The 25,080-nt window shown below is 60.4% G+C and carries 24 protein-coding genes and 1 tRNA gene; 10 read left to right on the forward strand and 15 right to left on the reverse strand.

Features of this window, described 5'->3' with window-relative positions; genetic code table 11:
- Position 1 precedes the first annotated feature (1 nt).
- Positions 2-76: transfer RNA gene (locus tag AC72UB_RS09855), tRNA-Glu, on the forward strand.
- Here AC72UB_RS09855 and AC72UB_RS09860 read toward each other — a convergent pair.
- The 3 genes from AC72UB_RS09860 to AC72UB_RS09870 form a co-directional block, all read right to left on the reverse strand.
- Positions 36-1,073 carry a GGDEF domain-containing protein gene (locus AC72UB_RS09860; protein WP_505189643.1) on the reverse strand — a complete coding sequence of 346 codons (1,038 nt, stop codon included), beginning with the start codon at positions 1,071-1,073 and terminating at the stop codon, positions 36-38. The genes AC72UB_RS09855 and AC72UB_RS09860 overlap by 41 nt on opposite strands.
- Positions 1,070-1,660, reverse strand: coding sequence for a heme NO-binding domain-containing protein (locus AC72UB_RS09865; protein WP_505189617.1), 591 nt, complete (start codon positions 1,658-1,660; stop codon positions 1,070-1,072). Before AC72UB_RS09865 ends, AC72UB_RS09860 begins: the two co-directional genes overlap by 4 nt.
- Before the next feature lie 81 nt (positions 1,661-1,741).
- The gene (locus AC72UB_RS09870; protein WP_505189618.1) at positions 1,742-4,168 is read right to left on the reverse strand and encodes an ATP-dependent helicase; all 2,427 of its coding nucleotides are present in this window, start codon (positions 4,166-4,168) and stop codon (positions 1,742-1,744) included.
- Between the two features lie 175 nt (positions 4,169-4,343).
- Between AC72UB_RS09870 and AC72UB_RS09875 the strand changes: the two genes are divergently transcribed.
- Positions 4,344-4,979 carry a hypothetical protein gene (locus AC72UB_RS09875; RefSeq protein ID WP_505189619.1) on the forward strand — a complete coding sequence of 212 codons (636 nt, stop codon included), beginning with the start codon at positions 4,344-4,346 and terminating at the stop codon, positions 4,977-4,979.
- A 103-nt stretch (positions 4,980-5,082) separates the two neighbouring features.
- A complete protein-coding gene (gene pyc, locus AC72UB_RS09880; protein WP_505189620.1) occupies positions 5,083-8,523 on the forward strand; it encodes a pyruvate carboxylase in 3,441 nt (1,146 codons plus the stop codon).
- An 84-nt stretch (positions 8,524-8,607) separates the two neighbouring features.
- Here the strand turns inward: pyc and AC72UB_RS09885 are convergent, their stop codons facing one another.
- The 5 genes from AC72UB_RS09885 to phaC all read right to left on the reverse strand — a co-directional run bounded on the left by AC72UB_RS09885 (position 8,608) and on the right by phaC (position 13,084).
- Positions 8,608-8,847: an EF-hand domain-containing protein gene (locus tag AC72UB_RS09885; protein WP_505189621.1), complete on the reverse strand. Its 240-nt coding sequence runs from the start codon at positions 8,845-8,847 to the stop codon at positions 8,608-8,610.
- A gap of 203 nt (positions 8,848-9,050) precedes the next feature.
- On the reverse strand, positions 9,051-9,998 hold the full coding sequence (locus tag AC72UB_RS09890; protein ID WP_505189622.1) for a LysR family transcriptional regulator: 948 nt from the start codon (positions 9,996-9,998) through the stop codon (positions 9,051-9,053).
- Between the two features lie 6 nt (positions 9,999-10,004).
- On the reverse strand, positions 10,005-10,565 hold the full coding sequence (phaR, locus tag AC72UB_RS09895; RefSeq protein WP_505189623.1) for a polyhydroxyalkanoate synthesis repressor PhaR: 561 nt from the start codon (positions 10,563-10,565) through the stop codon (positions 10,005-10,007).
- Positions 10,566-10,697: 132 nt separating this feature from the next.
- On the reverse strand, positions 10,698-11,144 hold the full coding sequence (locus AC72UB_RS09900) for a Phasin (RefSeq protein WP_463289686.1): 447 nt from the start codon (positions 11,142-11,144) through the stop codon (positions 10,698-10,700).
- Between the two features lie 143 nt (positions 11,145-11,287).
- Positions 11,288-13,084 carry a class I poly(R)-hydroxyalkanoic acid synthase gene (phaC, locus tag AC72UB_RS09905; protein WP_505189624.1) on the reverse strand — a complete coding sequence of 599 codons (1,797 nt, stop codon included), beginning with the start codon at positions 13,082-13,084 and terminating at the stop codon, positions 11,288-11,290.
- Between the two features lie 88 nt (positions 13,085-13,172).
- Between phaC and phaZ the strand changes: the two genes are divergently transcribed.
- Positions 13,173-14,447 carry a polyhydroxyalkanoate depolymerase gene (gene phaZ, locus AC72UB_RS09910; protein WP_505189625.1) on the forward strand — a complete coding sequence of 425 codons (1,275 nt, stop codon included), beginning with the start codon at positions 13,173-13,175 and terminating at the stop codon, positions 14,445-14,447.
- 28 nt (positions 14,448-14,475) lie between these two features.
- Here the strand turns inward: phaZ and AC72UB_RS09915 are convergent, their stop codons facing one another.
- Genes AC72UB_RS09915 through AC72UB_RS09925 form a run of 3 tightly spaced genes read right to left on the reverse strand, consistent with a single transcriptional unit; the run spans position 14,476 to position 16,905 of the window.
- The gene (locus AC72UB_RS09915) at positions 14,476-15,186 is read right to left on the reverse strand and encodes an alpha/beta fold hydrolase (RefSeq protein ID WP_505189626.1); all 711 of its coding nucleotides are present in this window, start codon (positions 15,184-15,186) and stop codon (positions 14,476-14,478) included.
- Positions 15,186-16,166, reverse strand: coding sequence for an alpha/beta hydrolase (locus tag AC72UB_RS09920; protein WP_505189627.1), 981 nt, complete (start codon positions 16,164-16,166; stop codon positions 15,186-15,188). Before AC72UB_RS09920 ends, AC72UB_RS09915 begins: the two co-directional genes overlap by 1 nt.
- On the reverse strand, positions 16,159-16,905 hold the full coding sequence (locus AC72UB_RS09925) for an alpha/beta fold hydrolase (protein WP_505189628.1): 747 nt from the start codon (positions 16,903-16,905) through the stop codon (positions 16,159-16,161). Before AC72UB_RS09925 ends, AC72UB_RS09920 begins: the two co-directional genes overlap by 8 nt.
- A 210-nt stretch (positions 16,906-17,115) precedes the next feature.
- Here AC72UB_RS09925 and thrS point away from each other — a divergent pair, with 210 nt between their 5' ends.
- The 6 genes from thrS to AC72UB_RS09955 all read left to right on the forward strand — a co-directional run bounded on the left by thrS (position 17,116) and on the right by AC72UB_RS09955 (position 22,208).
- Complete coding sequence (gene thrS / locus AC72UB_RS09930) at positions 17,116-19,059, forward strand: threonine--tRNA ligase (RefSeq protein WP_505189629.1); 1,944 nt, start codon at positions 17,116-17,118, stop codon at positions 19,057-19,059.
- Positions 19,060-19,242: 183 nt separating this feature from the next.
- The gene (locus AC72UB_RS09935; protein WP_505189630.1) at positions 19,243-19,548 is read left to right on the forward strand and encodes a BufA1 family periplasmic bufferin-type metallophore; all 306 of its coding nucleotides are present in this window, start codon (positions 19,243-19,245) and stop codon (positions 19,546-19,548) included.
- A gap of 88 nt (positions 19,549-19,636) precedes the next feature.
- Positions 19,637-20,482, forward strand: coding sequence for an MNIO family bufferin maturase (gene bufB / locus AC72UB_RS09940; RefSeq protein WP_505189631.1), 846 nt, complete (start codon positions 19,637-19,639; stop codon positions 20,480-20,482).
- Positions 20,479-21,420, forward strand: a complete 942-nt coding sequence (locus tag AC72UB_RS09945) for an HvfC/BufC family peptide modification chaperone (RefSeq protein WP_505189632.1) — start codon at positions 20,479-20,481, stop codon at positions 21,418-21,420. Before bufB ends, AC72UB_RS09945 begins: the two co-directional genes overlap by 4 nt.
- Complete coding sequence (locus tag AC72UB_RS09950) at positions 21,314-21,757, forward strand: DoxX family protein (protein ID WP_505189633.1); 444 nt, start codon at positions 21,314-21,316, stop codon at positions 21,755-21,757. Before AC72UB_RS09945 ends, AC72UB_RS09950 begins: the two co-directional genes overlap by 107 nt.
- A gap of 244 nt (positions 21,758-22,001) precedes the next feature.
- Complete coding sequence (locus AC72UB_RS09955) at positions 22,002-22,208, forward strand: cold-shock protein (RefSeq protein ID WP_125324549.1); 207 nt, start codon at positions 22,002-22,004, stop codon at positions 22,206-22,208.
- A gap of 53 nt (positions 22,209-22,261) precedes the next feature.
- Here the strand turns inward: AC72UB_RS09955 and AC72UB_RS09960 are convergent, their stop codons facing one another.
- The 4 genes from AC72UB_RS09960 to AC72UB_RS09975 form a co-directional block, all read right to left on the reverse strand.
- The gene (locus AC72UB_RS09960) at positions 22,262-22,582 is read right to left on the reverse strand and encodes an arsenate reductase family protein (RefSeq protein ID WP_505189634.1); all 321 of its coding nucleotides are present in this window, start codon (positions 22,580-22,582) and stop codon (positions 22,262-22,264) included.
- Between the two features lie 3 nt (positions 22,583-22,585).
- The gene (locus AC72UB_RS09965) at positions 22,586-22,984 is read right to left on the reverse strand and encodes a DUF2177 family protein (protein ID WP_505189635.1); all 399 of its coding nucleotides are present in this window, start codon (positions 22,982-22,984) and stop codon (positions 22,586-22,588) included.
- Positions 22,985-23,845: 861 nt separating this feature from the next.
- Positions 23,846-24,097, reverse strand: coding sequence for a hypothetical protein (locus AC72UB_RS09970; RefSeq protein ID WP_505189636.1), 252 nt, complete (start codon positions 24,095-24,097; stop codon positions 23,846-23,848).
- A gap of 119 nt (positions 24,098-24,216) precedes the next feature.
- On the reverse strand, positions 24,217-24,606 hold the full coding sequence (locus AC72UB_RS09975; RefSeq protein ID WP_505189637.1) for a hypothetical protein: 390 nt from the start codon (positions 24,604-24,606) through the stop codon (positions 24,217-24,219).
- Between the last annotated feature and the right edge of the window lie 474 nt (positions 24,607-25,080).

A 25,080-nucleotide genomic window follows, 5' to 3' on the forward strand; every position in this document is an offset into this window, starting at 1 on the left:
TGGCCCGTTCGTCTATCGGTTAGGACACCTGGTTTTCAACCAGGTAAGAGGGGTTCGACTCCCCTACGGGCTGCCACTTCCTCCCCATGCAAAGTCACGCGGCCCCGACCAGAGCGTTTGGAGCAATAAAGCGCCTCATCCGCATCGGCATGCATCGCGTCAATCGCCACCTGGGCATAGCGGGTGGAGGTTGTCATGCCGATTGAGGCCGACACCCGGCAAGCTTGGCCATCAAAATCAACGGGATCCCCAAGACGTTCGATGATGCGCGCGGCGATCTGGCCCAGCCGCGCGACATCCGACAGGCCGGGAAACACCAGCACAAATTCGTCCCCCCCCACGCGGGCGACCAGATCAGAGGCACGGGTTTCTTCGCGCAGAACCAGCGCGACCTGCCGCAGCACGGCGTCACCTGCGGCATGGCCATGAGTGTCATTGACCTGCTTGAAGTAATCCAGATCAAGATGCATCAGGCCAAAGGTTTGGCCCTGCTGCACCAGCGCGCCAAGCCCAAGATCCAGCGCCCGGCGGTTGCGCAGGCCGGTCAGCGTGTCAGACAGCGCCTGTTCTTCGGCTGCAGCCTTGGCGCCATGCAGGCGCAGGTTGAGATGGCGCAACTCGTCCATCACAGCCGACTTCGCCTCTACCAGATAAAGCATTTCAATGGTCAGATCGGTGGCTGCAAAATCGGCCACCGTCAGGCCATAACGGCGCACCGCCTCATTAACCCAAATCCCGAAAGACAGGTTGATGAGAAGCCCCTGGTCGGCCGTGGGCTGGGCAAGGCCGCGCAAGACAAGCGAGGAATCGCTGTTCAGCGCCAAGTGCAGCCGCGCGCCGATCCGCGCCCGCATCTGGGCCATGTCCGTAGGTTCCTGCGGACGACGCAGCGAAAAGATCTGTCCCACTGGCTGCCCCAAGGCGTGCTGATCGGCCAAGAGCTTTCGCAGCGTCGGGCCAAGGGACCGGATCATCCCCTGCCCGTCCAGCCAGAAGTGCAACGGCATCAACCGATCGAGCGCAGGGGCGTCGAGTGTCAACGGCAAGGCGGGAAGGCGCGCGAGCACGGTCATTGCAGGGCTTGCCCCACCAGATCAAACTGGCGCCCACTGGAATGGCGCTGATCCAAAAGCTGGATCTGGATCACCTCAGCCCCGCCGTCATTGGCCAGCGTGTCCATCAGCACAAGCGCACCGTAATCATCCGCCATCGCGCGCAGAAGGCCCATCATGACAGGACCCGCCCCACAAATGGGCGCCATGATGGAAAGCCGATAGCGCCCCTCGCCACAGTCCACCAAATCGAGCGCGGGAAGGTTCAGATCGGGCAGTGCCAGCCGGGCGCGTTCGGGGAGGTCTTCCAACGAATGGACAAAATCGTCAAAGCTTTCGCCACCAAAGCGCAACAGCCGTCGCACGCGTTCGGTGTTTGGATGGGACACAAGGTAGGTGCCAAGATCCTCAAGCAGGCTGTCCGGCGGACGGTTCAGAATGCGGGCGGCGGCGGCCAACACAGCCTCGGTCAAGGCCGGGTCATAGGTCAGCATCGGCTCAAACCCGTCAACGCCAAGACGCGCCTCACGGGCAACGTCGGCCCAGGTCGCGGCACCATAGGTGTCGCGCAGAAAACTCTGAAGCGAGCGGTTGATGAGCCCGTGCATAACCCGTCCGGAGTGGCTGATTCCTCCAAAAGCCTAGCGGCCGCGCTTTAAGAAATGCCGAATTTCTCCGATTGCATTTGATCAGAATGGCACATCATCAACTTGATGGGCCGGCACCACCCAGCGCGCGACGATCTTTTTCAGCCCGGCATGGTCAAATTCGATGTCCAACTTGTCGCCTTCGATCGCCATGATCTCGCCATAGCCGAATTTCTGGTGGAACACCCGCTCGCCGGTGACAAAGGCGCTGGTGGCGGTGGCGTCGATCACCACATTGCGGGCCTCGGTGGGTTGGGCCAAAGGCCGCTGGGCGCTGCGTTCCTGCAAGCGCCGCCAACCGGGCGAGTTATAAACGTCGGCCTTGGTCACCCGCTCTTCCAGGTTCGACGAAAACCCATAGCCCGCCGCCGCACCATAGCCGCCGCCCATCAGGCCGGGTGGTGTCAGCACCTCAACATGGGCGGGGGGCAGCTCGTCAATGAACCGGCTCGGCAATTGGCTTTGCCATTGGCCGTAAACCCGGCGGTTGGAGGCGAAGGAGATCGTGCACAACTCCTCGGCGCGGGTGATGCCGACATAGGCCAGACGGCGCTCCTCCTCGAGGCCCTTCTTGCCGCTTTCGTCCATGCTGCGCTGGCTGGGGAACAGCCCCTCTTCCCAGCCGGGCAGGAACACCACTGGAAACTCCAGCCCCTTGGCGGCGTGCAGCGTCATGATGGTGACCTTTTCTTCCGCCTCGCCCTGCTCATTGTCCATGATCAGCGAGACGTGTTCGAGGAACCCTTGCAGGCTGTCAAACTGCTCCAGTGCTTTGACCAGTTCTTTCAGGTTCTCAAGCCGCCCCGGCGCCTCGGGCGTCTTGTCGTTTTGCCACATCGAGATGTAGCCGGATTCCTCCAAGATCACCTCGGCCAGCCGCACATGGCCATCGACATGGGCCGGGGGCGTGTCGGGCAACATCGGTTCAACCAGCATATCATCGGGCAAGACCGGACGGGCGTTTAGAACGGCCGCGTGCCAGCGGTCCACGCCTTCGACAAAACCGCGCAGTTGGGCCGCCCCTTTGCCGCCAATCCCGCCCTTGGCCAGCAAGGACCGCGCGCCTTCCAGAAGGTTCATGCCCAAAGATCGCGCTTCGATCTGGATCGATTGCACCGCCTTGTCGCCAAGCCCGCGCTTGGGGGTATTGACCACCCGTTCAAAAGCCAGATCATCGGCGGGCGAGACGGCCAGCCGGAAATAAGCCATCGCATCGCGGATTTCTTGCCGTTCGTAAAAGCGCGGGCCGCCGATCACGCGATATGGCAGGCCGATGGTCAGAAACCGGTCTTCAAAGGCGCGCATCTGGTGCGATGCGCGAACCAAAATTGCCATATGGTCCAGCGAGACCGGGTCACGGTGGCCCCTGCCCCGCTGCAACCCTTCGATTTCCTCGCCGACCCAGCGCGCCTCTTCCTCGCCATCCCAATGGCCGATGAGGCGCAGCTTTTCGCCGTCTTGCTCTTCGGTCCAAAGCGTCTTGCCCAAACGCCCCTCATTGCGGGCGATCACGGCGCTGGCGGCGGCCAGAATATGGGGGGTGGAACGGTAATTCTGTTCCAGCCGCACCACAACGGCGCCCGGAAAATCCTTTTCAAACCGCAGGATATTGCCCACCTCGGCCCCGCGCCAGCCATAGATCGACTGGTCGTCATCGCCCACGCAGCAGATGTTCTTATGCGATTGGGCCAAAAGCCGCAGCCAAAGGTATTGGCAGATGTTGGTGTCTTGGTACTCGTCCACCAGAATACAGCGGAACCAGCGCTGATACTGCTCGAGCACATCGGGGTATTTCTGGAAGATCACCACGCAATGCAGCAAAAGATCGCCAAAATCGGTGGCGTTCAGGGTGCGCAAACGCTCTTGATACTGCTCATAAAGCTCGGTCCCGCGGTTGTTGAAGGCCGAAGCCTCGGACGAGGGCACACGATCAGGCGTCAGCGCGCGGTTCTTCCAGCCGTCGATGATCCCGGCCAAAAGCCGCGCGGGCCAGCGTTTTTCGTCGATATTGGCCGCCGAAATGAGCTGTTTCAGCAGGCGCAGCTGGTCGTCAGTGTCCAAAATCGTGAAGTTCGACTTTAGCCCCACCAGTTCCGCATGACGGCGCAGGATTTTCACCGAAAGCGAGTGGAACGTGCCCATCCACGCCATGCCCTCGGCGACATCGCCCAGCATGCGGCCCACCCGCAGCCGCATTTCGCGCGCGGCTTTGTTGGTGAAGGTGACGGCCAGAATCTCATTCGGGCGGGCGCGGTTCATGTGCAGCAGATGCACGATGCGGGCCGTCAGCGCCTTGGTCTTGCCAGTGCCAGCGCCTGCAAGCATCAGAACCGGGCCATCCAGCGCCTCAACCGCGGCACGTTGTGCGGGGTTCAGATCATCAAGATAGGGCGCAGGGCGGGCTGCCATGGCCCGCTGCGACAAAGGCACGGCGGCCTCGAAGGCCTCGCTCTCATCCCATCCGTTCATGCGGGGACCATAAACCGGGATTTACCAGATTTAAAGAACTGTTCTGGTAATGTTCGCAAAATACCTGCCAAAACTCGCCAACTTCGTCGGAAAGCGCCGATCGGGCCAAATTCCTGCCCGGTTTCTGCGGCTCAATGGTGGGGAAAGCCTTGGGCGAAACCTTTGGGGCACTACCATGCTCAACTTGCCTATGAACCGGATCCTCATTGCCATTGCGGTCTTTATCGGCCTTGCCGCCGTCATGCGCCATGTCATGACGCGCCGCCCGGCGATTAAAACCGATCCCGAAGGCGAACGCGGCCAGATCGCGCCCAACCGCGCGCTTTTGGCGGTGATTTGCCTGATCGGTGTGGCGCTGGCCGGTGCGGCAGTGTCTGCCGCCCTGCGCGGGGTGGGCGGGTTGCCGGTTCTGACCGTGGCCCTTGCCGCGCTGATGATGACAGGCATGATGGTGACGGCCTTTTTCCCCTTTTATGACATCACGTGGGACGCCGACGGCATCGAAGGCCCAACGCTGTTGCTGCCACCCCCCATCGGGCCAAGACGGCGCAAGATCTTCTGGGAAGACATCGAAGTCGCCCGTCAGGACAATGGCCGCCATTGGTTTCTTGAGGATGGCAAGGGCAACCGCATTGTGTGGAGCTTTATCTATTACGGCCACCCTGCCCTGATGCGAAGGATTGAAGAGGAATGCCCGTGGCTCTTTACCGCAACTGCGGATGAGGGTGTCCCCGATCACGACCCCGAGGCGATTCCGCCGGTCAAGCGGCGCTTTCTCAAGCTGAACTTTGCAACTGCAAAGTCATCCTGAATATTTCGCAAAAATTTGCAGGACGTCGCTTTAGGCCCTTGTGCTGCGATGCAGCGACCCTAAGCTGCCCGCCAAACGCATCCCCGCGCCCGGAGGTTAGCCTATGCCCGAATTCAAGAAAATCCTCGTCGCCAACCGTGGCGAGATTGCCATTCGCATCATGCGCGCGGCCAATGAAATGGGCAAGAAAACCGTCGCGGTCTATGCCGAGGAAGACAAGCTGTCGCTGCACCGGTTCAAGGCCGATGAGGCCTATCTGATCGGCGAGGGGCTGTCGCCGGTCGGGGCCTATCTGTCGATCCCGGAAATCATTCGGGTCGCCAAAATGGCGGGCGCGGATGCCATTCACCCCGGCTATGGGCTTTTGTCGGAAAACCCCGATTTTGTTGAGGCCTGCGATCAGGCCGGCATCACCTTTATCGGCCCGCGGGCGGAAACCATGCGCGCCCTGGGCGACAAGGCCAGCGCGCGCCGCGTGGCGATGGAAGCGGGTGTTCCCGTCATTCCGGCGACCGAGGTCTTGGGCGATGACATGGCCGCGATCAAACGGCAGGCCAAGGAAGTGGGCTATCCCCTGATGCTCAAAGCGTCATGGGGCGGCGGCGGGCGCGGTATGCGCCCGATCTTGTCGGAAGATGAGCTGGAGCTGAAAGTCCGCGAGGGCCGCCGCGAGGCCGAGGCCGCCTTTGGCAATGGCGAGGGCTATCTGGAAAAGATGATCCTGCGCGCCCGCCACGTCGAAGTGCAGATCCTGGGCGACAAGCAAGGCAATGTTTGGCACCTGTGGGAGCGCGATTGCACCGTGCAGCGGCGCAACCAAAAGGTCGTTGAACGCGCCCCCGCCCCCTATCTGACCGAAGCCCAGCGCGCCGATGTTTGCGAAATGGCCCGGAAAATCTGCGCCCATGTGCAGTATGAATGCGCGGGCACCGTCGAATTCCTGATGGATATGGACGATGAGAAATTCTACTTCATCGAGGTGAACCCCCGCGTTCAGGTCGAACACACCGTCACCGAAGAGGTGACCGGCATCGACATCGTGCAGGCCCAGATCCTGATCGAAGAGGGCAAGGCCCTGCCGCAGGCGACCGGGGTGGCCTCTCAGGCCGATGTCAAACTGAACGGCCACGCCGTGCAGTGCCGCGTCACCACCGAAGACCCTTTGAACAACTTCATCCCCGACTATGGCCGCCTGACCGCCTACCGCTCGGCCACCGGCAATGGCATTCGGTTGGATGGCGGCACTGCCTATGCGGGCGGCGTCATCACGCGCTATTATGACAGCTTGCTCGTCAAGGTGACCGCCCATGCCCAGACGCCAGAAAAGGCGATTGCACGGATGGACCGCGCGCTGCGCGAATTCCGGATCCGCGGCGTGGCGACGAACATCGAATTTGTCATCAACCTGCTGAAACATCCGACCTTTCTGGATTACAGCTATACCACCAAGTTCATCGACACGACGCCCGACCTTTTCGCCTTTAAAAAGCGGCGTGACCGGGCGACCAAGATCCTGACCTATATCGCCGATATCACGGTGAACGGTCACCCCGAGACCGCAGGCCGCCCCAAACCCGCCGCCGAGGTCAAGGCCCCGAAGGCCCCCATTCCGCGTGTTGAACCCGCGATGGGCACCCGCAACCTTTTGGAGCAAAAGGGCCCGCAAGCCGTGGCCGACTGGATGCGCGCGCAGAAAAAGGTGCTGATCACCGACACCACCATGCGCGACGGGCACCAGTCTTTGTTGGCCACGCGGATGCGGTCGATCGACATGATCAAGGCCGCCCCCGCCTATGCCGCCCATCTGCCGCAGCTGTTCTCGGTCGAATGCTGGGGTGGGGCGACCTTTGATGTGGCCTACCGCTTCTTGCAAGAATGCCCGTGGCAGCGCCTGCGCGATCTGCGCGCGCAGATGCCGAACCTGATGACCCAGATGCTTTTGCGCGGCGCCAATGGCGTGGGCTACACCACCTACCCTGACAATGTGGTGCAAGGCTTTGTCAAACAGGCCGCGATCACCGGCGTCGATGTGTTCCGGGTGTTTGACAGCCTGAACTGGGTAGAAAACATGCGCGTCGCGATGGATGCTGTGCTGGACGCCAACAAGGTTCTGGAAGGCACGGTCTGCTATACCGGCGATATTCTGGACCCGAACCGCGCCAAGTATGACCTGAAATACTACGTCGCCCGCGCCCAGGAATTGAAGGCGGCAGGCGCCCATGTGCTGGGTCTGAAAGACATGGCCGGGCTGATGAAACCGTCCGCGGCCAAGATCCTCATCAAGACGCTCAAGCAAGAGGTCGGCCTGCCCATCCATTTCCACACCCATGATACGGCAGGCGGTGGCGTGGCGACCATCATGGCCGCCTGTGACGCGGGCGTGGATGCCATCGACTCGGCGATGGACGCGTTTTCGGGCGGCACATCGCAACCCTGCCTCGGTGCCATCGTCGAAGCGCTGCGCCATACCGAACGCGACACCGGGCTCGACATCAAGGCGATCCGCGAGATTTCCAACTATTGGGAACATGTTCGCGCCCAATATGCCGCCTTTGAAAGCGGCATCCCGGCCCCGGCGTCTGAGGTCTATCTGCATGAAATGCCCGGCGGGCAGTTCACCAACCTGAAAGCACAGGCGCGCAGCCTTGGGCTGGAAGAGCGTTGGCCCGAAGTGGCGCAGGCCTATGCCGACGCCAACCAGATGTTTGGCGACATCGTAAAGGTCACGCCCTCGTCAAAGGTTGTGGGTGACATGGCCTTGATGATGGTGGCCCAAGGGCTGACACGGGCTGAGGTCGAAGATCCGGCCGTGGACGTGGCCTTCCCTGACTCGGTGATTGACATGCTGAGGGGCAATCTCGGCCAACCCCACGGCGGCTGGCCGCAGGGCATTCAGGCCAAGGTTCTGAAGGGCGAACCTGCGCTGACCACGCGTCCCGGTGCCGATGTCGCACCCGTGGACCATGAGGCAGTGCGCGCCAAAGTCTCGGCAGATCTCAGCGGCTTTGTCGTCGATGATGAGGATCTGAACGGCTATCTGATGTATCCGAAGGTCTTCCTCGACTATATGGGCCGCCATCGGCTCTATGGTCCCGTCCGCACCCTGCCAACGCGCACCTTCTTTTATGGCATGCAGCCGGGCGAAGAGATCACCTCTGAGATTGACCCCGGCAAGACGCTGGAAATCCGGCTGCAGGCGGTGGGCGAGACCACCGATGACGGCGAGGTGAAGGTGTTCTTCGAGCTGAACGGCCAACCCCGTGTGATCCGGGTTCCAAACCGCGCGATCAAGGCAAAAACCGCCGCGAAGCCCAAGGCGCAAGAGGGCAACCCCAACCACATCGGCGCACCGATGCCGGGTGCGGTGGCCAGCGTGACGGTGGCCGTGGGCCAGAAGGTCAAGGCGGGTGACATGCTCCTCACGATCGAGGCGATGAAGATGGAAACCGGACTGCATGCCGACCGCGACGCCACGATCAAGGCGCTCTATGTGCAGGCGGGCAGCCAGATCGACGCCAAGGATCTGTTGATCGAACTGGAGTAGCCGCGACCGCGCGGCGCACAGAAAAGGCCACAGAAAAGGCCGCCGCATCGCTGCGGCGGCCCAGACATCTGACCTTAGGTCGGATTAGCCAGCGAAAGCGTTCGCGGCAACAGCAGCAGCCAGCTCTTCAGCCGACAGCTCGCCCGACGCGTCGGTGTCAGCGGCCTTGAAGGCCTCTTCGGTGGCGGCAGTGTAAGCAGCCTGCACTTCGACCAGCGAGAAGGTGCCGTTTGCATCAGCGTCAGCAACGACCGGAGCTTCCTGAGCGAACGCAGCGGTGGCAGCAACAGCCGAAGCGGCCAGAGCGAGAGCGAACTTTTTCATAGTCTTCATCCTGAATTTTGCGGCCCCGCACAACGCGGTAGCCAAACAGAAGGCAACCGAGCCTTCGCCGCTCAACATAGGGGGTGAACTCGAAGAATCCATCGCAATTACAGACTGTTAACGCAATTGTCACGCGGATGTGAAGACCAGTATTTCCCGCTTGAGCACGGTCAGGCACAAGCGTAAACAAGGCGATTTCGCAGCTACAGCACTCGCAAGCTTTCAGCCATCCACGGCCATTCCTGCCGCGCTGGGGTAACGACTTGGGACGCGATCAACCCGCGCATTCGGTCGGCCACCTGTGCCGGGATATCGCGCAAGACCCCGGCCCGCGCCGAGAGCGACAGGGTCCGCCCAAAAGGCGCAAAGGGCAAGGGCATCACATCCAGACCTTCGCGAAAGCGGCTGGCGTGATGCAGAGCAAGCGGAGTGAGAATGGTCCAGCCCGCCCCGCCCGACACCATGGCCAAGATCGCGCGATAACTGTCGAGTTCAAACCGGTGGGTCAGTTTCAGGTTCTGCCGCGCAAGTTGGCTGGCAATCTGGCGGCCCATCAGATGGCGCGCGGTGTAAAGAATCAAGGGCAGGTTGGCCGGATCCTGCCCACGCGGGGCCACGGCAACAAAGGGTTCGGTCATGACGGGATGCACCTCGCGCCAGCCTTCATGGCTGCCCTCGCTGTCAAGATCAGCGGCCACCACCATGTCCAGCGCGCGGGCCTCCAACTGGTCCAAAAGCCGATGACTGGCCCCAGTTTCCAAGAGGAACCGACATCCTTTCAGATCACTGGCCAGCCCCTGCAGCAAAAGGGGCGTCACCTGAGCATCGAAATCCTCGATCACACCCAAACGCAGCGTGGTCAGGCCCGAGAGATCCGCCATCGCCAACTCGCTGCGCGCCTCGGCCTCGGCGTTCAGAATGGTTTGGGCATGGCGGCGAAACATGGTGCCCGCCGGGGTCAGCCCCATGGGGCGGGCCGAACGGTCCAGAAGCACCGCACCAAGCGCGGTTTCCAGCCCGGTCAACTGCTGCGAAATCGCCGAAGGTGACACGCCCAGCCGCCGCGCGGCCGCCGAGATCGCGCGCTCTTCGGTGACGGCGAGGAACACCTCGATCCCCCACAATGTGACGCGACCCTGCCCTTCGGTCATTGCCGATCAGAGCTTGGAGAGTTTTTGCTGCAACTCGGCCAGTTGACGCTTGATCTCGGCCAGATCCTCGGGCGCCTCCTTGGCAGGTTCAGCCTCAGTGCGGGCAGGCGTGGTGCCCCCCCAGCCCGGCATTCCGGCCAACATGGTCTTCATGAAAGCTTCTTGCTGCTTGCGCATCGCCTCAAAGCCCGGCATCCCGGCCATCGGCGGCGCGATGCCCGCAAAACCTTCCAGCATCTTCGACTGCCCCTCGCGCAGCATGTCAAAGCTGGCGGCCAGAAACTGCGGCATGACCGACTGCATATTGGTGGCGTATGAGCGCACCAGATCGGTCAAGACATTGGTGGGCAGCACCGAATCGCCCTTGGATTCATGCTCGGCCACGATCTGCAGCAGATATTGCCGGGTCAGATCATCGCCGGTCTTGAGATCGACGATCTGCACGTCGCGCCCCGCCCGAACAAAGCCCGCAATGTCTTCCAGCGTCACATAATCCGAGGTTTCGGTATTATACAGACGGCGGCTGGCATAGCGCTTGATCAACAGCGGTTTCGCAGGTTCGGCCATCATCGCCCCTCCCCAGGGTTTTTGCTTGTGCAGAGAACCTTAGGCGAGGTGCAGAAAAAAAGAAAGGGCGGGCACAAAGGCCCGCCCGATTGGTCTGTCCGCGTCAGGGAGGAGACGCAGAACCCGACCCGATTACTTTGCAGCAGCAGCTTTCTTGACCTGAGCGGTCACGTCAGCGGTGGCCTTTTTCATCGCAGCGGTGGTTTCTTCCGAAGCGTTCTTGCCAGCAGCCAGCATCACCTCAACGGTGTCCATCTGCACTTTTTTCGCGATTTCAGCGAAAGCAGCCAGATTTTCGGCAGCCATTTCCGCAGCAGCGGTGGCGAAATCGGTTGCGGCTTTGGTGTAATCAGCCGGCTCAGCCTTGGCTTTGGCGGTTTCCGACAGCTTGGCGAGCGAGTCTTTGGCCCACTTGGCCGAAAGTTCGGTCGACTTTTCAGCGGCGGCCAAAGCAACGGCAGCCAGCTTTTCGCCGTAAGCAGCTTGGGTCTTGAATGCGTTCTGGAAGGCCGAAGCGTCAACCGGGAACGAAGCCATCATGTCCTGCATGACTTTGGTGAAGTCGGTGGTCTTGGTCATTTGAATTGCTCCTGAATGTCCGGGGTGTCGCCCGTTTCCTGAAGCAAGATATACATGCTGCACTGCAGCATTGCAAGTGAAATTTCTGCGACGCAGAAACAACTCAGGGGCGAACGGCGTCGGATTGGGAAACCTGTGAGAAATCAAGCCTCTGGAATGGCGACCACATAAGTGCCCGGGGCGGGGCAGAGTTCGGGATGGCCCGAATCACCAATCTGACGGGCTGGAATCTGCGCGCCAGAACGTTCATCCAGCCAAGCCCCCCAACGCGGCCACCAGCTGCCTTGGGTAAAGGTCGCGCCCTTCATCCAATCGTCCGGCTCGCCTTCCAGCGGCGCATCCGAGGTGTAATGGCCATACTTGCCCTTGGACGGCGGGTTGATGATCCCGGCGATGTGGCCCGACTGCGAGACGATAAAGGTCTTGTCCTTGGACCCCATCTGCTTGACGCCATTAAAGCTGCCGCGCCAATGCGCGATGTGGTCTGTCTCACAGGCAATGGCGCAGAGGGGCACCTTCACCCCATCCAGCGTGACAGGCTTGCCAAAGACCGGGAACACGCCGCGCGCAAAGCCGTTCAACTGGCACAGATCGCGGATGTATTCGATCGCCATCTTACCCGGCAGGTTGGTGCCATCGCCGTTCCAATGCAAAAGATCAAAGGCCGGGGGCGCCTCGCCCAGCATATAGCTTTTGATCGCCGGGCCGTAGATCAAGTCATTGGAGCGCAGATAGGAAAAGGTCTTGCCCATAAAGCGCTTGGACAAAATCCCGTCCGAAGCGACCTGACGCGAAATGCCGTCGATGAAGTCATCGGCCAGAAACACGCCCATCTCTCCAGGGTCGGAAAAATCGGTCAGCGTGGTGAACAGCGTGGCCGATTTCACCGTCTCATCGCCCGCGCGCTGCAGATGCGCGATGGTCATGCTCAGCGTCGTGCCCGCGATGCAATAGCCCACAGCGTTGATCTGCTTAACGCCGCAAATCTTGCGGACCTCGGCCATCGCCGTCAGATAGCCCTCGCGGATATAGTCGTCCATGCAGACATCGGCATAGGTCGCATCGGGGTTGACCCAAGACACCACGAACAACGTAAAGCCCTGATCCACGATCCATTTGATCAGCGAATTCTGCGGCTTAAGGTCCATCACATAGTATTTGTTGATCCACGGCGGAAAGATCAGCAGCGGGGTTTCATAGACCGTTTCGGTCGTCGGCTTGAACTGGATCAGCTCCAGCATCCGGTTGCGGAACACCACCGCGCCCGGCGTGGCGGCGATATTTTCGCCCAAGGTAAAGGCGGCCGGGTCCGACAGCGTGGGCAGCATCTCGCCGTCATGGGCCTCGATATCGGCGACAAGGTTCTCCAGCCCCTTCACCAAGCTTTCGCCATCGGTGGCAATCGCCTTTTCCAAAGCATCCGGATTGGTGCCCAGAAAATTCGTCGGCGCCAGCATGTCGACGATCTGGCGGGTGAAATACTCCACCCGCTTTTTGTCGGCAGGCGCAATGTCCTCCATATCGCTGACGGCGGTGTTAATGGCCTCAGAGTTGATGAGGTACTGCTGCTTGAGATAGTTGAAGGCGGGGTGGGTATCCCACAGCGGGTTAGAGAACCGGCGATCCTTGGGGCCGGGATCGGCGGGGGCCTTGAACTCACCTGAGGCGAGCGCCTGCTGGGCCTCGACATAATGCGTCAGCGTTTTGCCCCAATAGCCGATCTGATGCTCCAGCACCTTGGCGGGGTTTTGCAACATGGCGGCCAGATAGGCCTGCGCGGCCTTCATGTAGATGTCAGAAGACGGCCCATCGAGTGCGGCATCTTTCTGCTTTTGGCGCGCCAAGGCCGCCATCAGCCGCTCGGACAACCCTTCGATTTTCGCGAGGTTGGCCTGCATCCGCTCTAGTTTGTGGCCCGCGTCATATTCTTCAGTTGTCATGTTAAGCTTTGACCCCTATTCTCGCTGCCATGCAGCATTGCGCCATCCCTATCCATGGGATGTGGCAGAATCGGCCAAGGAGACGCCCGTGAAGTATATGGCCACCTATGACCTGATGGAAAGCATTCGCAATACGAATGAGTGGATGGGCGCATCGGCACGGGCCATGGCAAGCTATCCGGCCTTTGCTTTGACGATGAATCCAATGCTGCAGATGATGGCCGCCTGGGGCGAGGTGACCGAAAGATCCTTCGCCCGCATGGTCGCAAAACCCGACTGGGGCATCCGTTCGATCCCCGGCGCTGACGGCACCGACCATCTGGTCGACGTCAAGCCGGTTGTGGAAAAACCCTTTGGTGATCTGGTGCAGTTCTTCGTGCGCCGCCGCGCGCCGATGGCCCGCAAGATCCTGCTTGTCGCGCCAATGTCGGGTCACTACGCCACCTTGCTACGCTCAACCGTGGCCAGTTTGCTGCCCGATGCCGATGTTTTTGTGACAGATTGGGCCAATGCGCGCGATATTCCGGTCAGTGCCGGAAAATTCGACGTTGAAGATTACACGCTGTACCTTGTCGAATTCATGCGCGCCTTGGGTCCGGACACCCATGTGATCGCCATTTGCCAGCCCGCGCCGCTGACCTTGGCCGCAACGGCCTATCTCGCGAGCGAAGACCCCGATGCCCAGCCGCGCAGCCTGACCCTGATCGGCGGGCCGATTGACCCGGACGCAGCCGCGACCGACGTCACCGACTTTGGCCGCCGGATCACCATGGGCCAGCTGGAACAAATGGCCATTCAGCGCGTCGGCTTCAAATACAAAGGCGTCGGCCGCTTGGTCTATCCGGGGCTTTTGCAGCTGCAAAGCTTTATGTCGATGAACGCCGAGCGGCACTCAAAGGCGTTTTCCGAACAAATCATGCGCGTCGCACGCGGCGAGGCCTCGGATCACGACGCCCACAATCGGTTTTATGATGAATATCTCGCCGTGATGGACATGACGGCGGAATTCTACCTTTCCACCGTCGAGCGGATCTTCAAAAACCGCGAGATTGCACGCAACGAGTTTACCGTGGCGGGCAAGAAGGTGGACATCGGGGCGATCACCCGCGTGGCGGTGAAAACGGTTGAGGGCGAGAAAGACGATATCTCGGCCCCCGGCCAATGCGTTGCGGCGCTTAAGCTCTGCACCGGGCTGCCCGACAGCAAGAAGGCTTGGCACCTTGAGCCGGAGGCAGGCCATTACGGCATCTTCGCAGGCAAGAGCTGGCGTCTGAACATTCGCCCCTTGGTGTTGAATTTCATCGACGCCAATTCGGGCGCTCCGGCGCAGCCAAAGCTGAAGGCCGTCGCTGCGGCCACCTAAACCACACCGGGCGGTGCGGATGCCCCGCCTAGCGCAGCATCATCGGGCCGTTCAGAAACGCCTCAATCGCGTCTGACACGGCTTCGGGCTGCTCCAAGGGCGCAAGGTGCCCAGAATCCTCGATAATCCCGAATTGGCCATAGGGCATCAGCGTGGCGGTAAACTCTTGCCGCCGCAGGGGTACCAGCGGGTCTTGCCGCCCGGCAAGCACCAAGGCAGGCAGCCGCACCTTGCGCATGGTTTTCTGCTGATCGGGTCGGCGCTGCGCCGCGCGCGATTGGCGCAGGAACACGCCCTCGCCCAGACCCAGCGCCATATCCTTGACCAAGGCCATGATCTCGCCATGCCAAGGGCTGTCCGCCACCGCCGACGCCGGAATCTCTTGCGCCATGGCATCCACCAGCCGCCCGGCCCGCGCCATGACCATCCGGGTTTCGCGTTCAACGGCGATCTGGGGCGGTTCGGACAAAGGGTCGGTCGCCATCAGGATCACCCGCGTCACCCGGTCAGGCGCCCGTCGGATGATGTCCAGCGCCACATCACCGCCCAGCCCATGACCCAAAAGCGCAAACTTCGGCGGCAGCCCGGCCATCATGGCCTCGGACATCTTTTCCACCGTCTCCCCTTGGGCGGCAATGCAGACCTGACAGGCACGGTCAGCCCCCAGCCGCACCATCTGCGGCAGGAACAGACGGGCGTCGGCCATCATGCCGGGGATGATCACCAAAGGTTCGTGCATCACAGCCCCTTTGCCCAGCCAAGGATCAAACCCACCGTCTCGGCCGTCTGCCCCGGCGACATCGCCGAACCGGCGATGACATGCGAAAACGGATCGTCGCCCGGCCCCATCTGGCGCTGCTCCATTTGCACAGCGCCGCCCCAGCCTGCCATCAGCGCCTCGGTCTGCGCCGGATCCACCACCTGATCCTGCGGCGAATAGATCACCAAGGCCGGGATCGTGACGGCGGAATAATCAAGCCCGCGCGCATGGCGTACTAGCGCAGCCATCGGAAACAGGGCCACCGTCGGATAGCTCGTGGTCCAATAGCGGGCTTGGGCGTCGTTCAAGGGTTCAAAGCTGCGGGTTTCCCCCGCCACCAGCGGCCCCCAATGTCGCGCAAGCGGCAGATCAAGGATCTTGGCGGCGGCACTTTTCACACCGAAATTGGGCGACACCAAAACCACCCCGGCCAGCCCTTCGGACAGCACCGGGTCCGTGGCCACAATCGCCGCCAGCGTGCCCCCGGTCGAGGTGGCGATCACCACAACCCGGTCGCCTAAGCTCCGCCCGATGGCCATCGCCTCGGCCATATCTTCGATCCAATCCCCGGCAAACGGTTCGGCCATCGCATCGCCCGACCGGCCATGACCCGCCAGCCGTGTGTAAAAGAGGTTCGCGCCAAGCGCCTTCGCTACCTCGTCCGGCACCGGGCGAATTTCCTCGGCCGAGGCAGAGAAGCCATGCACATAAATCACCGCCAGCGGCGTCTTTTGTCCGGGCACGCCCGCCCAGACAATGCGCTTGGCCGCCTCGGGGCGAATGTCGGAAAAATGCAATTCACGTTGCGCAAGAAACTCAGAGAGATCATCTGGCAATGCATTGGCTTCGAAGGAAATATCCCGATCAACTGGTTCCTCAGGCGCGAAGGCCCAGATCCCTGCCAATAGTGCGAAAATCACAACGATCAGCCGCCCCAGTGCCTTGCCAAACCTACGCATGACGCAGGACCTCCTCGATGGTTGCGGTCATAAGATCCAGACAGTCCGGGGTGGAAAAGCGGTGATCCGCCCCCTTGACCAGCGTCAGCCGCAGATCGGGGCAGGTGGCATGGTCCATCAGCCGCAGCGCGACCGAGGGTGGCACGTCGACATCCGCTGTGCCCTGCAGCAGCCGCACCGGAAAAGGCAGGTTCAAAGGCGCGCGCAGCACAAGATGCTTGGCCCCATCGTCAAGGAAGGTCTTGGTGATGATGTTCGGTTGGTCAGAATATTCCGAAGGCTCGGCCAGCCAGCCCTGCCCCGTAAGCAGCGCCTTTTGCTCGTCCGAATAGCTGTCCCACATCAGATCCGCCGTGAAATCTGGCGCGGCAGCGATGCCCACAAGCCCCGCCACTCGACCGGGCACCGCGCGCGCGACCAAAAGCGAGATCCAGCCGCCCATCGAAGACCCAACCAGAACCTGCGGCCCGTTCGTCAGCGCCTCAAGCGCCGCCAGCGCATCGGCGAACCAGTCGCCAATCCCGCCCTCTTCAAACCGCCCCGACGATTGGCCATGCCCGGAATAATCAAACCGCAGGAAAGCACGCCCGCAGCCTTCGGCCCAGCGTTGCAGATGCACCGCCTTGGTGCCGGTCATGTCCGACCGATACCCACCCAGAAAGACCACGCCCGGCCCGGCGCCGGGGGTCTGATGATAAGCAATGCGGCGGCCTGCGGCTGTGGTCAGAAACTGGGTCATTGTCACTCCACTCCGACAAGGGGTTTAGCGTCCGGCTTTGGCCCTGTCAGCCCGCAACTGCGTGAGAAGGCATAGAATTCACCAAACCACCCCGCTGCAAGCCATTTTTCGCCGCCGCGATCTTGACGCCGCCCAGCCAAAGCGGCAAACCACCCGCACATAACCCGCAACCGGGCGTTTCGTAGGCGCCAAACAGACGAGGATCAGGCCATGGCCCAAATCTCCCTCACCTTCCCCGATGGCAACAAGCGCGACTACGCCGCAGGCGTGACCGCCGCCGAAGTGGCGATGTCCATCGCCCCCGGTTTGGCCAAAAAGGCCATTTCCGCATCGGTGAACGGCGCGCATTATGATCTGCAATGGCCGATCATGACGGATGCGAAAATCGCCATTCACACCATGGCCGATGACGCCCAAGCGCTGGAACTGATCCGCCACGACTGCGCCCATATCATGGCCCGCGCCGTGCAGGACATCTGGCCTGATGTGAAGGTCACCATCGGCCCGGTGCGCGATTACGGTTGGTTTTACGACTTTGACCGGGCGGAACCCTTCACACCGGAAGACCTTGGCGCGATCGAAGCCCGCATGAAGCAAATCATCAACGCCCGCGATCCGGTGAAAACCGAAGTCTGGGACCGTGCCCGCGCGATTGCCTACTATGAGGACCGCGGCGAGCCCTTCAAGATCGAGCTTATCAACCGCATTCCTGAAGGCGAAGACCTGCGGATGTATTGGCACGGGCCTTGGCAGGACCTGTGCCGCGGCCCGCATCTGGCCCATACGGGCCAGGTGCCCGCCGATGCCTTCAAGCTGACCCATGTCGCCGGCGCCTATTGGCTGGGCGACGCCTCGCGCCCCATGCTCCAGCGCATCTACGGCCTTGCGTTCAAGAACCGCGACGACCTCAAGGCGCACATGACCATGCTGGAAGAGGCCGCCAAGCGCGACCACCGCAGGCTTGGCCGGGAAATGGAGCTGTTCCACATCCAGGACGAAGCGCCCGGCATGGTGTTCTGGCACCCGAACGGCTGGACGATCTATCGCCAGTTGGAAGATTACATGCGCGGCCGTCTGCGCACGGCAGGCTATAAGGAAATCAAGACGCCCCAAGTGGTGGACCGCATCCTGTGGGAAAAATCCGGCCACTGGGAAGCCTACCGCGAGAATATGTTCATCGTTGAGGTGGACGAAGAGGGCGCCAAGGAAAAGCGCATCAATGCGCTGAAACCCATGAACTGCCCCTGCCATGTGCAGATCTTCAATCAGGGCCTAAAGTCCTACCGTGACCTGCCCTTGCGCCTGGCCGAGTTTGGCTCGTGCCACCGCTACGAATCCTCCGGCTCCATGCACGGGCTGATGCGCGTGCGCGGCTTTACGCAGGACGACGCCCATATCTTCTGCACAGAAGACCAGATCGAGGCGGAATGCGCGGGCTTCATCGCGCTTCTGTCCTCGGTCTACAAAGACCTAGGCTTTGAAAAGTTCGACATCAAACTCTCCACCCGCCCAGATGTGCGCGTGGGCAGCGATGAGGTTTGGGACAAAGCCGAAGGCGCGCTGCAAAAGGCCATCGAAGGTCTGGGCTTGCCCTACCAGATCAACGAAGGCGACGGCGCGTTCTATGGCCCGAAGCTGGATTTCAAACTGACCGACGCCATCGGCCGCGAATGGCAGTGCGGCACTTTCCAGGCCGATTTCAACCTGCCCAACCGGCTGGATGCGGAATTTGTCGGCGAAGACGGCGCGAAACACCGCCCCGTCATGCTGCACCGCGCGATCCTTGGCTCGTTCGAACGCTTTATCGGCATCCTGATCGAAAACTACGCGGGCAAGTTCCCTTTCTGGCTGGCCCCGCGTCAGGTGGTTGTCGCCTCCATCGTGTCGGATGCCGATGGCTATGTGAACGAGGTAGTCAACGCGCTGAAAAAGGCGGGCGTCCGCGCCGAGGCCGATACGCGTAACGAGAAGATCAACTACAAGGTGCGCGAACATTCGGTCGGCAAAGTTCCCGTGATCTTGGCCATCGGCATGAAAGAGGTTGAAGAGCGCACTGTTTCAGTTCGCCGTCTGGGCGAGACCCGGACTGACACGCTCAGCTTTGCCGAAGCCATCGCGACCTTCGGGCTTGACGCCCTGCCCCCAGCGCACTAGCGCCCGCAAACCCTTGATCTTAAAGGCATGTGCCGCAGTCTCGCGGCGCATGCCACAGGGTGATCCCTGCTTTTGGAACTTCACAGAGTTGTGGCCCACGCGTCTGTGATTGGCTCGTGATGGCCACAGATCCCTAGGGTTTGGGTGTCGAAAGACATCCATATAACCAAAGGGATTACACATATGTCGAACCACATCCGCACACTGACTGTTGCCGGCGCTTTGGCCGCAGCCTTGGCCTCGCACGCCACCATGGTGACCGCACAAGACAACGAAAAATGCTTTGGCGTCGCACTGGCCGGTCAAAACGATTGCGCCGCCGGTGAAGGCACCACCTGCGCTGGCACCTCCAAAGTCGACTATCAGGGCAACGCTTGGAAGCTGGTCCCGGCTGGCAGCTGCGTGACCATGGAACTGCCCGCTGGCATGGAAGGCAAGGCCCGCATGGGCAGCCTTGAAGCTCTGGACCGCGATCTGCCCAAAGGCTGATGCCAAAGCGCCTGGGGCGGGGCTGCCCCCCCCCAGCGACCGAAACACGACCTCACGTGTGATTTGCGGACCGATGAAAGGCCCCTCGATGTTCGATATTCATCCAAAAGCCCTGCCGGCAGGTGCCGGGGTCGGGTACAAACCGCAGCATTTCAAGGATATTCTGGAAAACCCGGTCCCTGTCTCTTGGCTTGAAATCCACGCCGAAAATTACATGGGCGACGGGGGCCGCCCCTTAGCGCAACTGCGCCATCTGGCCGAGCGGTTTCCGATCTCGGTGCATGGCGTGGGCCTGTCAATCGGAGGCGAGGCCGCGCTGGATGCGGCCCATTTGGTCAATCTGAAGAAGCTCTGCGATTGGCTGCAACCCGCCAGCTTTTCCGAGCATCTTGCCTGGTCAACCCATGACGGGGCTTTTTTGAACGATCTTTTGCCCCTGCCCTACACCAGCCAGACCCTGACCCGCGTGGTCGATCACATTGACCATGTGCAACAGGTTCTGGGGCGTCGCATGCTGTTGGAAAACCCCTCAACCTATGTCGCCTTTGCCGAAACGACGTGGGACGAGGTGGATTTCTTGGCCGAGATTGCCCGGCGCAGCGGATGTGGGCTTTTGCTGGATGTGAACAACGTCTTTGTCTCTTGCGTCAATCAGGTCCGCGACCCCTTGGACTATATCGGGCGGTTCCCGCTTCATCTGGTCGGCGAAATCCATCTCGGTGGGCATGAGGAAGACCGCGACAGCGCGGATCGCCCGCTGTTGATCGACAGCCACGGCGCCGAAGTGGCCGATCCGGTCTGGGCGCTTTATGCCCAAGTGATCACCGACGCAGGCCCCCGACCAACGCTGATCGAATGGGACAACGACGTGCCCGACTGGCAGGCGCTGGCCGCCGAGGCCGCCCGCGCCACCGCACTTCTGGTGCCAAGATGAGCCAGACCCAGTTTGCCGAAGCCCTGCTCGACCCCGCGCGCCCCATGCCCGCGGGCCTTGTCGGCCCCGATGGCCTGCCCGACGCCAAGCGGTTCTCGGTCTATCGCAACACGGTCAACAGCTCGCTGATCCGCGTGCTGGAGGCGGCCTTTCCCGCCGTGCAAAAGCTGGTGGGGCCTGCATTCTTTGCCGCCATGGCGCTGGTTTACCTGCGCCAAACACCGCCAACGGATCGGCGGTTGATGCTGTACGGCGAAAGCTTTGCCGAGTTTCTGGCGGGCTTTGCGCCGGTGGCGCATCTGGGCTATCTGCCCGACGTGGCTCGGCTGGAGCAGGCCCTGCGCCAAAGCTACCATGCCGCCGATGCGGCGCCCTTGCCCGGTGAGACCCTTGGCAGCATGGGTAAAGACCAGCTTTTGCAGGCCCGCCTCCGGCTTGCCCCCTCGCTTCGGGTTCTGGTCTCAAACTGGCCGGTGCATGCCATCTGGCACGCCACGCTGCACAACGGGCCCAAACCGCAAATGTGCGCCGAAGAACTTGTCGTGCTGCGCCCCGAGTTTGACCCTACCGTGCACCTCTTGCCCCCGGGCGGCGCGGCGTTTCTGGCCACCCTTGGCCGGGGCGAGCCCTTGATCGCCGCACTGGCCGCGACCGGCGAAGGGTTTGACCTCACCCGCCTCCTTGGGCTTTGCTGCACAACAACGCCATCGTCGGAGTCACCGCATGACCGGCCACGCCACCCTCTACAACCGTACCACCACGGCACTGGACCGCCTCGGCAACAATCTGGTGCCGCTTATGGCCCGCGCTTGCTTTGCGGCGGTGCTGCTCATGTATTTCTGGATCTCTGGCCTCACCAAATTGGACGGGGTTTTTACCCCCTCATTGGGGGCCTATGCCCAGATCTTTCCCCGCGCGATGGACGCCGCAGGCTATGACATCAGCCAAATGGTCGCGCTGCGCTGGCTGGTCGTGCTGGCCGGGTCTTGGGCCGAACTGGTGCTGCCCGCGCTGATCGTGCTGGGCCTTGCCACCCGTCTGGCCGCGCTTGGGATGATCGGCTTTGTTGTTGTGCAAAGCCTGACCGACATCATCGGCCACGCGGCCAGCCCAGCCACAATCGGGGCTTGGTTCGACGCCGCGTCAGATGCGCTGATCTTGGATCAACGGGCGCTGTGGGTTTTTGTGCTGCTGACGCTGGTTCTAAAGGGCGCGGGTCCCTTGTCGATTGACAGGGTTCTTGCCGTCTGGCGCAAAGGCGACAGGGGGAAATAAGACCCAACAGGGCCGATTATGACCCACCACAATGCCCAAAAACTGTGCGCCGTGTTGCGCCCCGCGGCCAGCCCTTGACAAGGCAGAAATCCCTTACGGATTCCTTGCTTGCTTTTATAAAAAGCTTTGGCATGATTTTCTCAGTGACGACAGACTTTCTGACCGCCTATCGAGGCCCAAGAAGACCTGCTTGCACGGCCCGCGGCAATACCGCCTCGGGAGGGTTGAGATAGGAGAGAGCGGAATGCCCACCGGCACCGTGAAATGGTTCAACAGCACCAAAGGTTATGGCTTCATCGCCCCCGATGACGGCGGCAAGGACGTGTTCGTTCACATCTCGGCGGTCGAACGTGCAGGGCTTAAGGGCCTGAACGACAACCAGAAAATCGGCTATGAGCTGCAATCGGGCCGCGACGGCAAACAGTCCGCCGGCGACTTGCGCTTGCTCTAAGCCTCAATCAGATTTGTCAGGAACGGCCCCCTCGGGGGCCGTTTTTTGTGGCCCTAAAGGAGGGCTGCCTGCACGTCAGCGTCCCAGCCGAGATGCCATTTTTCGGCCCGGATCACCGGGCGCTTCATCACCGTAGGCTGCGCTGCAATCTGCGCCTCTGGCTCAGATTCGCGCAGAAAATCCGAAAATCCGCGGTAGGTGGTGGACTGACGGTTCACCAAAAGCCCCCCAAATTCAGCCACCATTTCCCCAATTTCTGCCTCGCTCAGCGGATCTTTGCGAATGTCGCGGAACTGAACGGCATGGCCCGCCGCCTCCAGCGCCTTGAGCGCCTTCTTGCAGGTGTCACAGGTCGGGATGCCGTAGAGGATCATGGATCACACCTTGAAAAGGGCCTTGGTGATCGCCAGACCACCCCAAGCGGAGACCGCCGTCAATACGGTTCCCCAAGTCACATCGGTGATCACCATCCGCAGGTTCCAACCCTTGAGGATGGCATAGTTGGTGAACTCAAAAGTCCCATAGGCCATAAAGCCCAAGATCGCCGCCGGAATAAGAATGGGCGCCCCGGCCTTCAGCGCGGGTACCGAGACCAGATACAAAAGCCCCGCCACATAGGCCAAATAGAACAGCGCAGCCGGGGCCATCCGGATGTTCTCCAGCATCATCGGCCCGATGTAGCGTTCGAACAACGGGGCCATATACAGCCGCAACATGATGGCATCGATCACCAGAAAGATCGCGGCGGTGGACAAATACAGCGTAACAATTTGCATCGATGACTCCTTGGCGGTCACTGGGATCATTCACAGGGCCTTTCAAAGGTTACGCGCCAAAGCCCGGTGTGGATCATATCGCCCTGCCGATTGCTGCGCTGGTGCCCAAGGCCGGGGTTCTATTCCCTCTGAAGGCATCGGCAATCATCTAACGCTCTGATTTTGTTGATAGTGGAGAGGTGGGATTAGATCAAGCTGGGCACTTTCTGGTCTACGATCTGGTCTACTATGCGGCGATCAACAGATTTGTACGAGTTCTGCCTGTGCTAACCCTTCTCAGATTATTGTTATCGATGGTGGTGAGGGGGTGGGCATGGGCCAGTGGGGGGTACCCAGATCATGTACATAAGCTCTGCCAGCGGGGGGTATTTTGAGATTTCGGGAAGAGGGTTAAGGACCTTGGGGACACTACTCGAGGCCGAGCCTTGGGTTCCATGAGAAGTGCAGCCCAACATAAGCATCAGTATCTCTGACCGGATGGAAAACAGGACTATGGTGCCGTTCAGTGAGGTTACAGTCATACTTGAAGCGGGGGGTCTAGCTCACCCACTGTCCGGACACTTTGCTATATAACTCTAATAGCTTTTTGTCCGGTCAAGCAAAGCTCAGATGGGGATTACGGATAGCCCCCCAGCCCTTCTCTAGAATTTGAACCCAATCCTGCAGTGGGACAGGACCACCCATTAGTACCACATTAGGGGCATCTGCTTGCCTTTCACCCACTTGGTCTGAAACAATGAAGAGGTGCTGATGGGAGTTCCACCTTCCAGCGTTCTCAGCCTCGAACTCAATGGTGGTCCTGACCCTAGGTGCAAATGGCATGGGGTTAGCCTTGTGCGAATTGCCGCTGTCAGCTTGGTGTTATTTCTTTTCATAGGGTAGTGGTAGGCAGTAGATGCCCATGCCGCCCTTGACACCCCTGATAGTCTCGCACGCATAAAGGGTGTCATCATAATCAACTAGAAGATGCCAATCTCGTTCTTTTAATTCTACAGCAACAATCTCACCCTCCCTTACAATTTCAGATGCACTTAGCCCGTCTACGACTGCACCTTCAGCAAGCACAGCGTTTCCCGTTAAGAGCAACGATACCATTAATGCGGCTTTCTTCATTCCTCTCTCCTTCATTGGGTTATCTTGTTGTAAAGTGTTGCCGTGCGGTTTGATATGGCAGGCCTTCTTTGTTCGGCTAATAGGGTCCACACTTCGTGAGAGGAGCAAGGATGCAACAGCTAAGAACTGTAACGATCATGAAGGCTATTGTATTTTTCGATTTGCTTAAGAAAGAAATCTGATGGATTGCCGAAATATGGAGCCGCAGGTGAAAACCTTGTAGCCTCAAAATACACTAAACATCCTCCGCTTTCTATACGAAAGCCCGCAAAGTCTGTGGCGTCAAAGCCAAAGAGAAGTACTTCGGGGCATGTTGGGATCGAGACGTAAGAGAACAATCCTGTTTTAGGTCTGCCTGAAAATGCTTCCTCTGCGGCGTCAGCGTTCATCCCGCCACAGCTTAGTTTCGCCCAGCCGCCTAAGCAATACACGTGCATGACTTTCGCTGGAACAAGGTCGCTCGCATGCATCTGGATGAACTGAGGCTCGACTATTTCAACATGGCTCATCAGCGTCTCTTTCCTTTTCTGAGTTTTGGGTCAATGCGACACGCTTGTCCGTCTGATCAGCTACGGCCGAGGAGAACACAAGAAAGGCGATCAAGATCAAGCATTTTGAAGATAAATCTTTAAGTCCCTGTTAGCTCATGTTTCTCCGGCTTTCCAACTCCATCGCTCGCCACCATCAATCTTTCATACCTTCTTATTTCCAAGTTCGTGGTCGTCAGCAATGAGCTGGTCGAGTATCATCCGGTAGGTGACTTCTGGCGCCCTCACATCAACAGGTAGATCGATAACCAGTATGAGATGAGACGGTTCAAGCTCGATACCTGTCTTCTGAGCTACTCCCCGAAAATCGGACAGTGACGGAAGCTACGATCTGACGTCTGCTGGTCTCCAAGAACGAGGAGATCAGAACATGAAGAAACGCAGGAACCATGACGCGGCGTTCAAGGCGCGTGTTGCGTTAGAGGCGCTGAAAGG

The sequence above is a fragment of the Allotabrizicola aquatica (SeqCode) genome (genome assembly GCF_965194375.1).
GTDB lineage: Bacteria > Pseudomonadota > Alphaproteobacteria > Rhodobacterales > Rhodobacteraceae > Tabrizicola_A > Tabrizicola_A aquatica.

Coding starts and splice junctions, on each gene's coding strand:
- AC72UB_RS09860 (WP_505189643.1), bottom strand. CDS start 1,073: ATGACCGTGCTCGCGCGCCTTCCCGCCTTGCCGTTGACACTCGACGCC.
- AC72UB_RS09865 (WP_505189617.1), bottom strand. CDS start 1,660: ATGCACGGGCTCATCAACCGCTCGCTTCAGAGTTTTCTGCGCGACACC.
- AC72UB_RS09870 (WP_505189618.1), bottom strand. CDS start 4,168: ATGAACGGATGGGATGAGAGCGAGGCCTTCGAGGCCGCCGTGCCTTTG.
- AC72UB_RS09875 (WP_505189619.1), top strand. CDS start 4,344: ATGCTCAACTTGCCTATGAACCGGATCCTCATTGCCATTGCGGTCTTT.
- pyc (WP_505189620.1), top strand. CDS start 5,083: ATGCCCGAATTCAAGAAAATCCTCGTCGCCAACCGTGGCGAGATTGCC.
- AC72UB_RS09885 (WP_505189621.1), bottom strand. CDS start 8,847: ATGAAAAAGTTCGCTCTCGCTCTGGCCGCTTCGGCTGTTGCTGCCACC.
- AC72UB_RS09890 (WP_505189622.1), bottom strand. CDS start 9,998: ATGACCGAAGGGCAGGGTCGCGTCACATTGTGGGGGATCGAGGTGTTC.
- phaR (WP_505189623.1), bottom strand. CDS start 10,565: ATGGCCGAACCTGCGAAACCGCTGTTGATCAAGCGCTATGCCAGCCGC.
- AC72UB_RS09900 (WP_463289686.1), bottom strand. CDS start 11,144: ATGACCAAGACCACCGACTTCACCAAAGTCATGCAGGACATGATGGCT.
- phaC (WP_505189624.1), bottom strand. CDS start 13,084: ATGACAACTGAAGAATATGACGCGGGCCACAAACTAGAGCGGATGCAG.
- AC72UB_RS09915 (WP_505189626.1), bottom strand. CDS start 15,186: ATGCACGAACCTTTGGTGATCATCCCCGGCATGATGGCCGACGCCCGT.
- AC72UB_RS09920 (WP_505189627.1), bottom strand. CDS start 16,166: ATGCGTAGGTTTGGCAAGGCACTGGGGCGGCTGATCGTTGTGATTTTC.
- AC72UB_RS09925 (WP_505189628.1), bottom strand. CDS start 16,905: ATGACCCAGTTTCTGACCACAGCCGCAGGCCGCCGCATTGCTTATCAT.
- thrS (WP_505189629.1), top strand. CDS start 17,116: ATGGCCCAAATCTCCCTCACCTTCCCCGATGGCAACAAGCGCGACTAC.
- AC72UB_RS09935 (WP_505189630.1), top strand. CDS start 19,243: ATGTCGAACCACATCCGCACACTGACTGTTGCCGGCGCTTTGGCCGCA.
- bufB (WP_505189631.1), top strand. CDS start 19,637: ATGTTCGATATTCATCCAAAAGCCCTGCCGGCAGGTGCCGGGGTCGGG.
- AC72UB_RS09945 (WP_505189632.1), top strand. CDS start 20,479: ATGAGCCAGACCCAGTTTGCCGAAGCCCTGCTCGACCCCGCGCGCCCC.
- AC72UB_RS09950 (WP_505189633.1), top strand. CDS start 21,314: ATGTATTTCTGGATCTCTGGCCTCACCAAATTGGACGGGGTTTTTACC.
- AC72UB_RS09955 (WP_125324549.1), top strand. CDS start 22,002: ATGCCCACCGGCACCGTGAAATGGTTCAACAGCACCAAAGGTTATGGC.
- AC72UB_RS09960 (WP_505189634.1), bottom strand. CDS start 22,582: ATGATCCTCTACGGCATCCCGACCTGTGACACCTGCAAGAAGGCGCTC.
- AC72UB_RS09965 (WP_505189635.1), bottom strand. CDS start 22,984: ATGCAAATTGTTACGCTGTATTTGTCCACCGCCGCGATCTTTCTGGTG.
- AC72UB_RS09970 (WP_505189636.1), bottom strand. CDS start 24,097: ATGAAGAAAGCCGCATTAATGGTATCGTTGCTCTTAACGGGAAACGCT.
- AC72UB_RS09975 (WP_505189637.1), bottom strand. CDS start 24,606: ATGAGCCATGTTGAAATAGTCGAGCCTCAGTTCATCCAGATGCATGCG.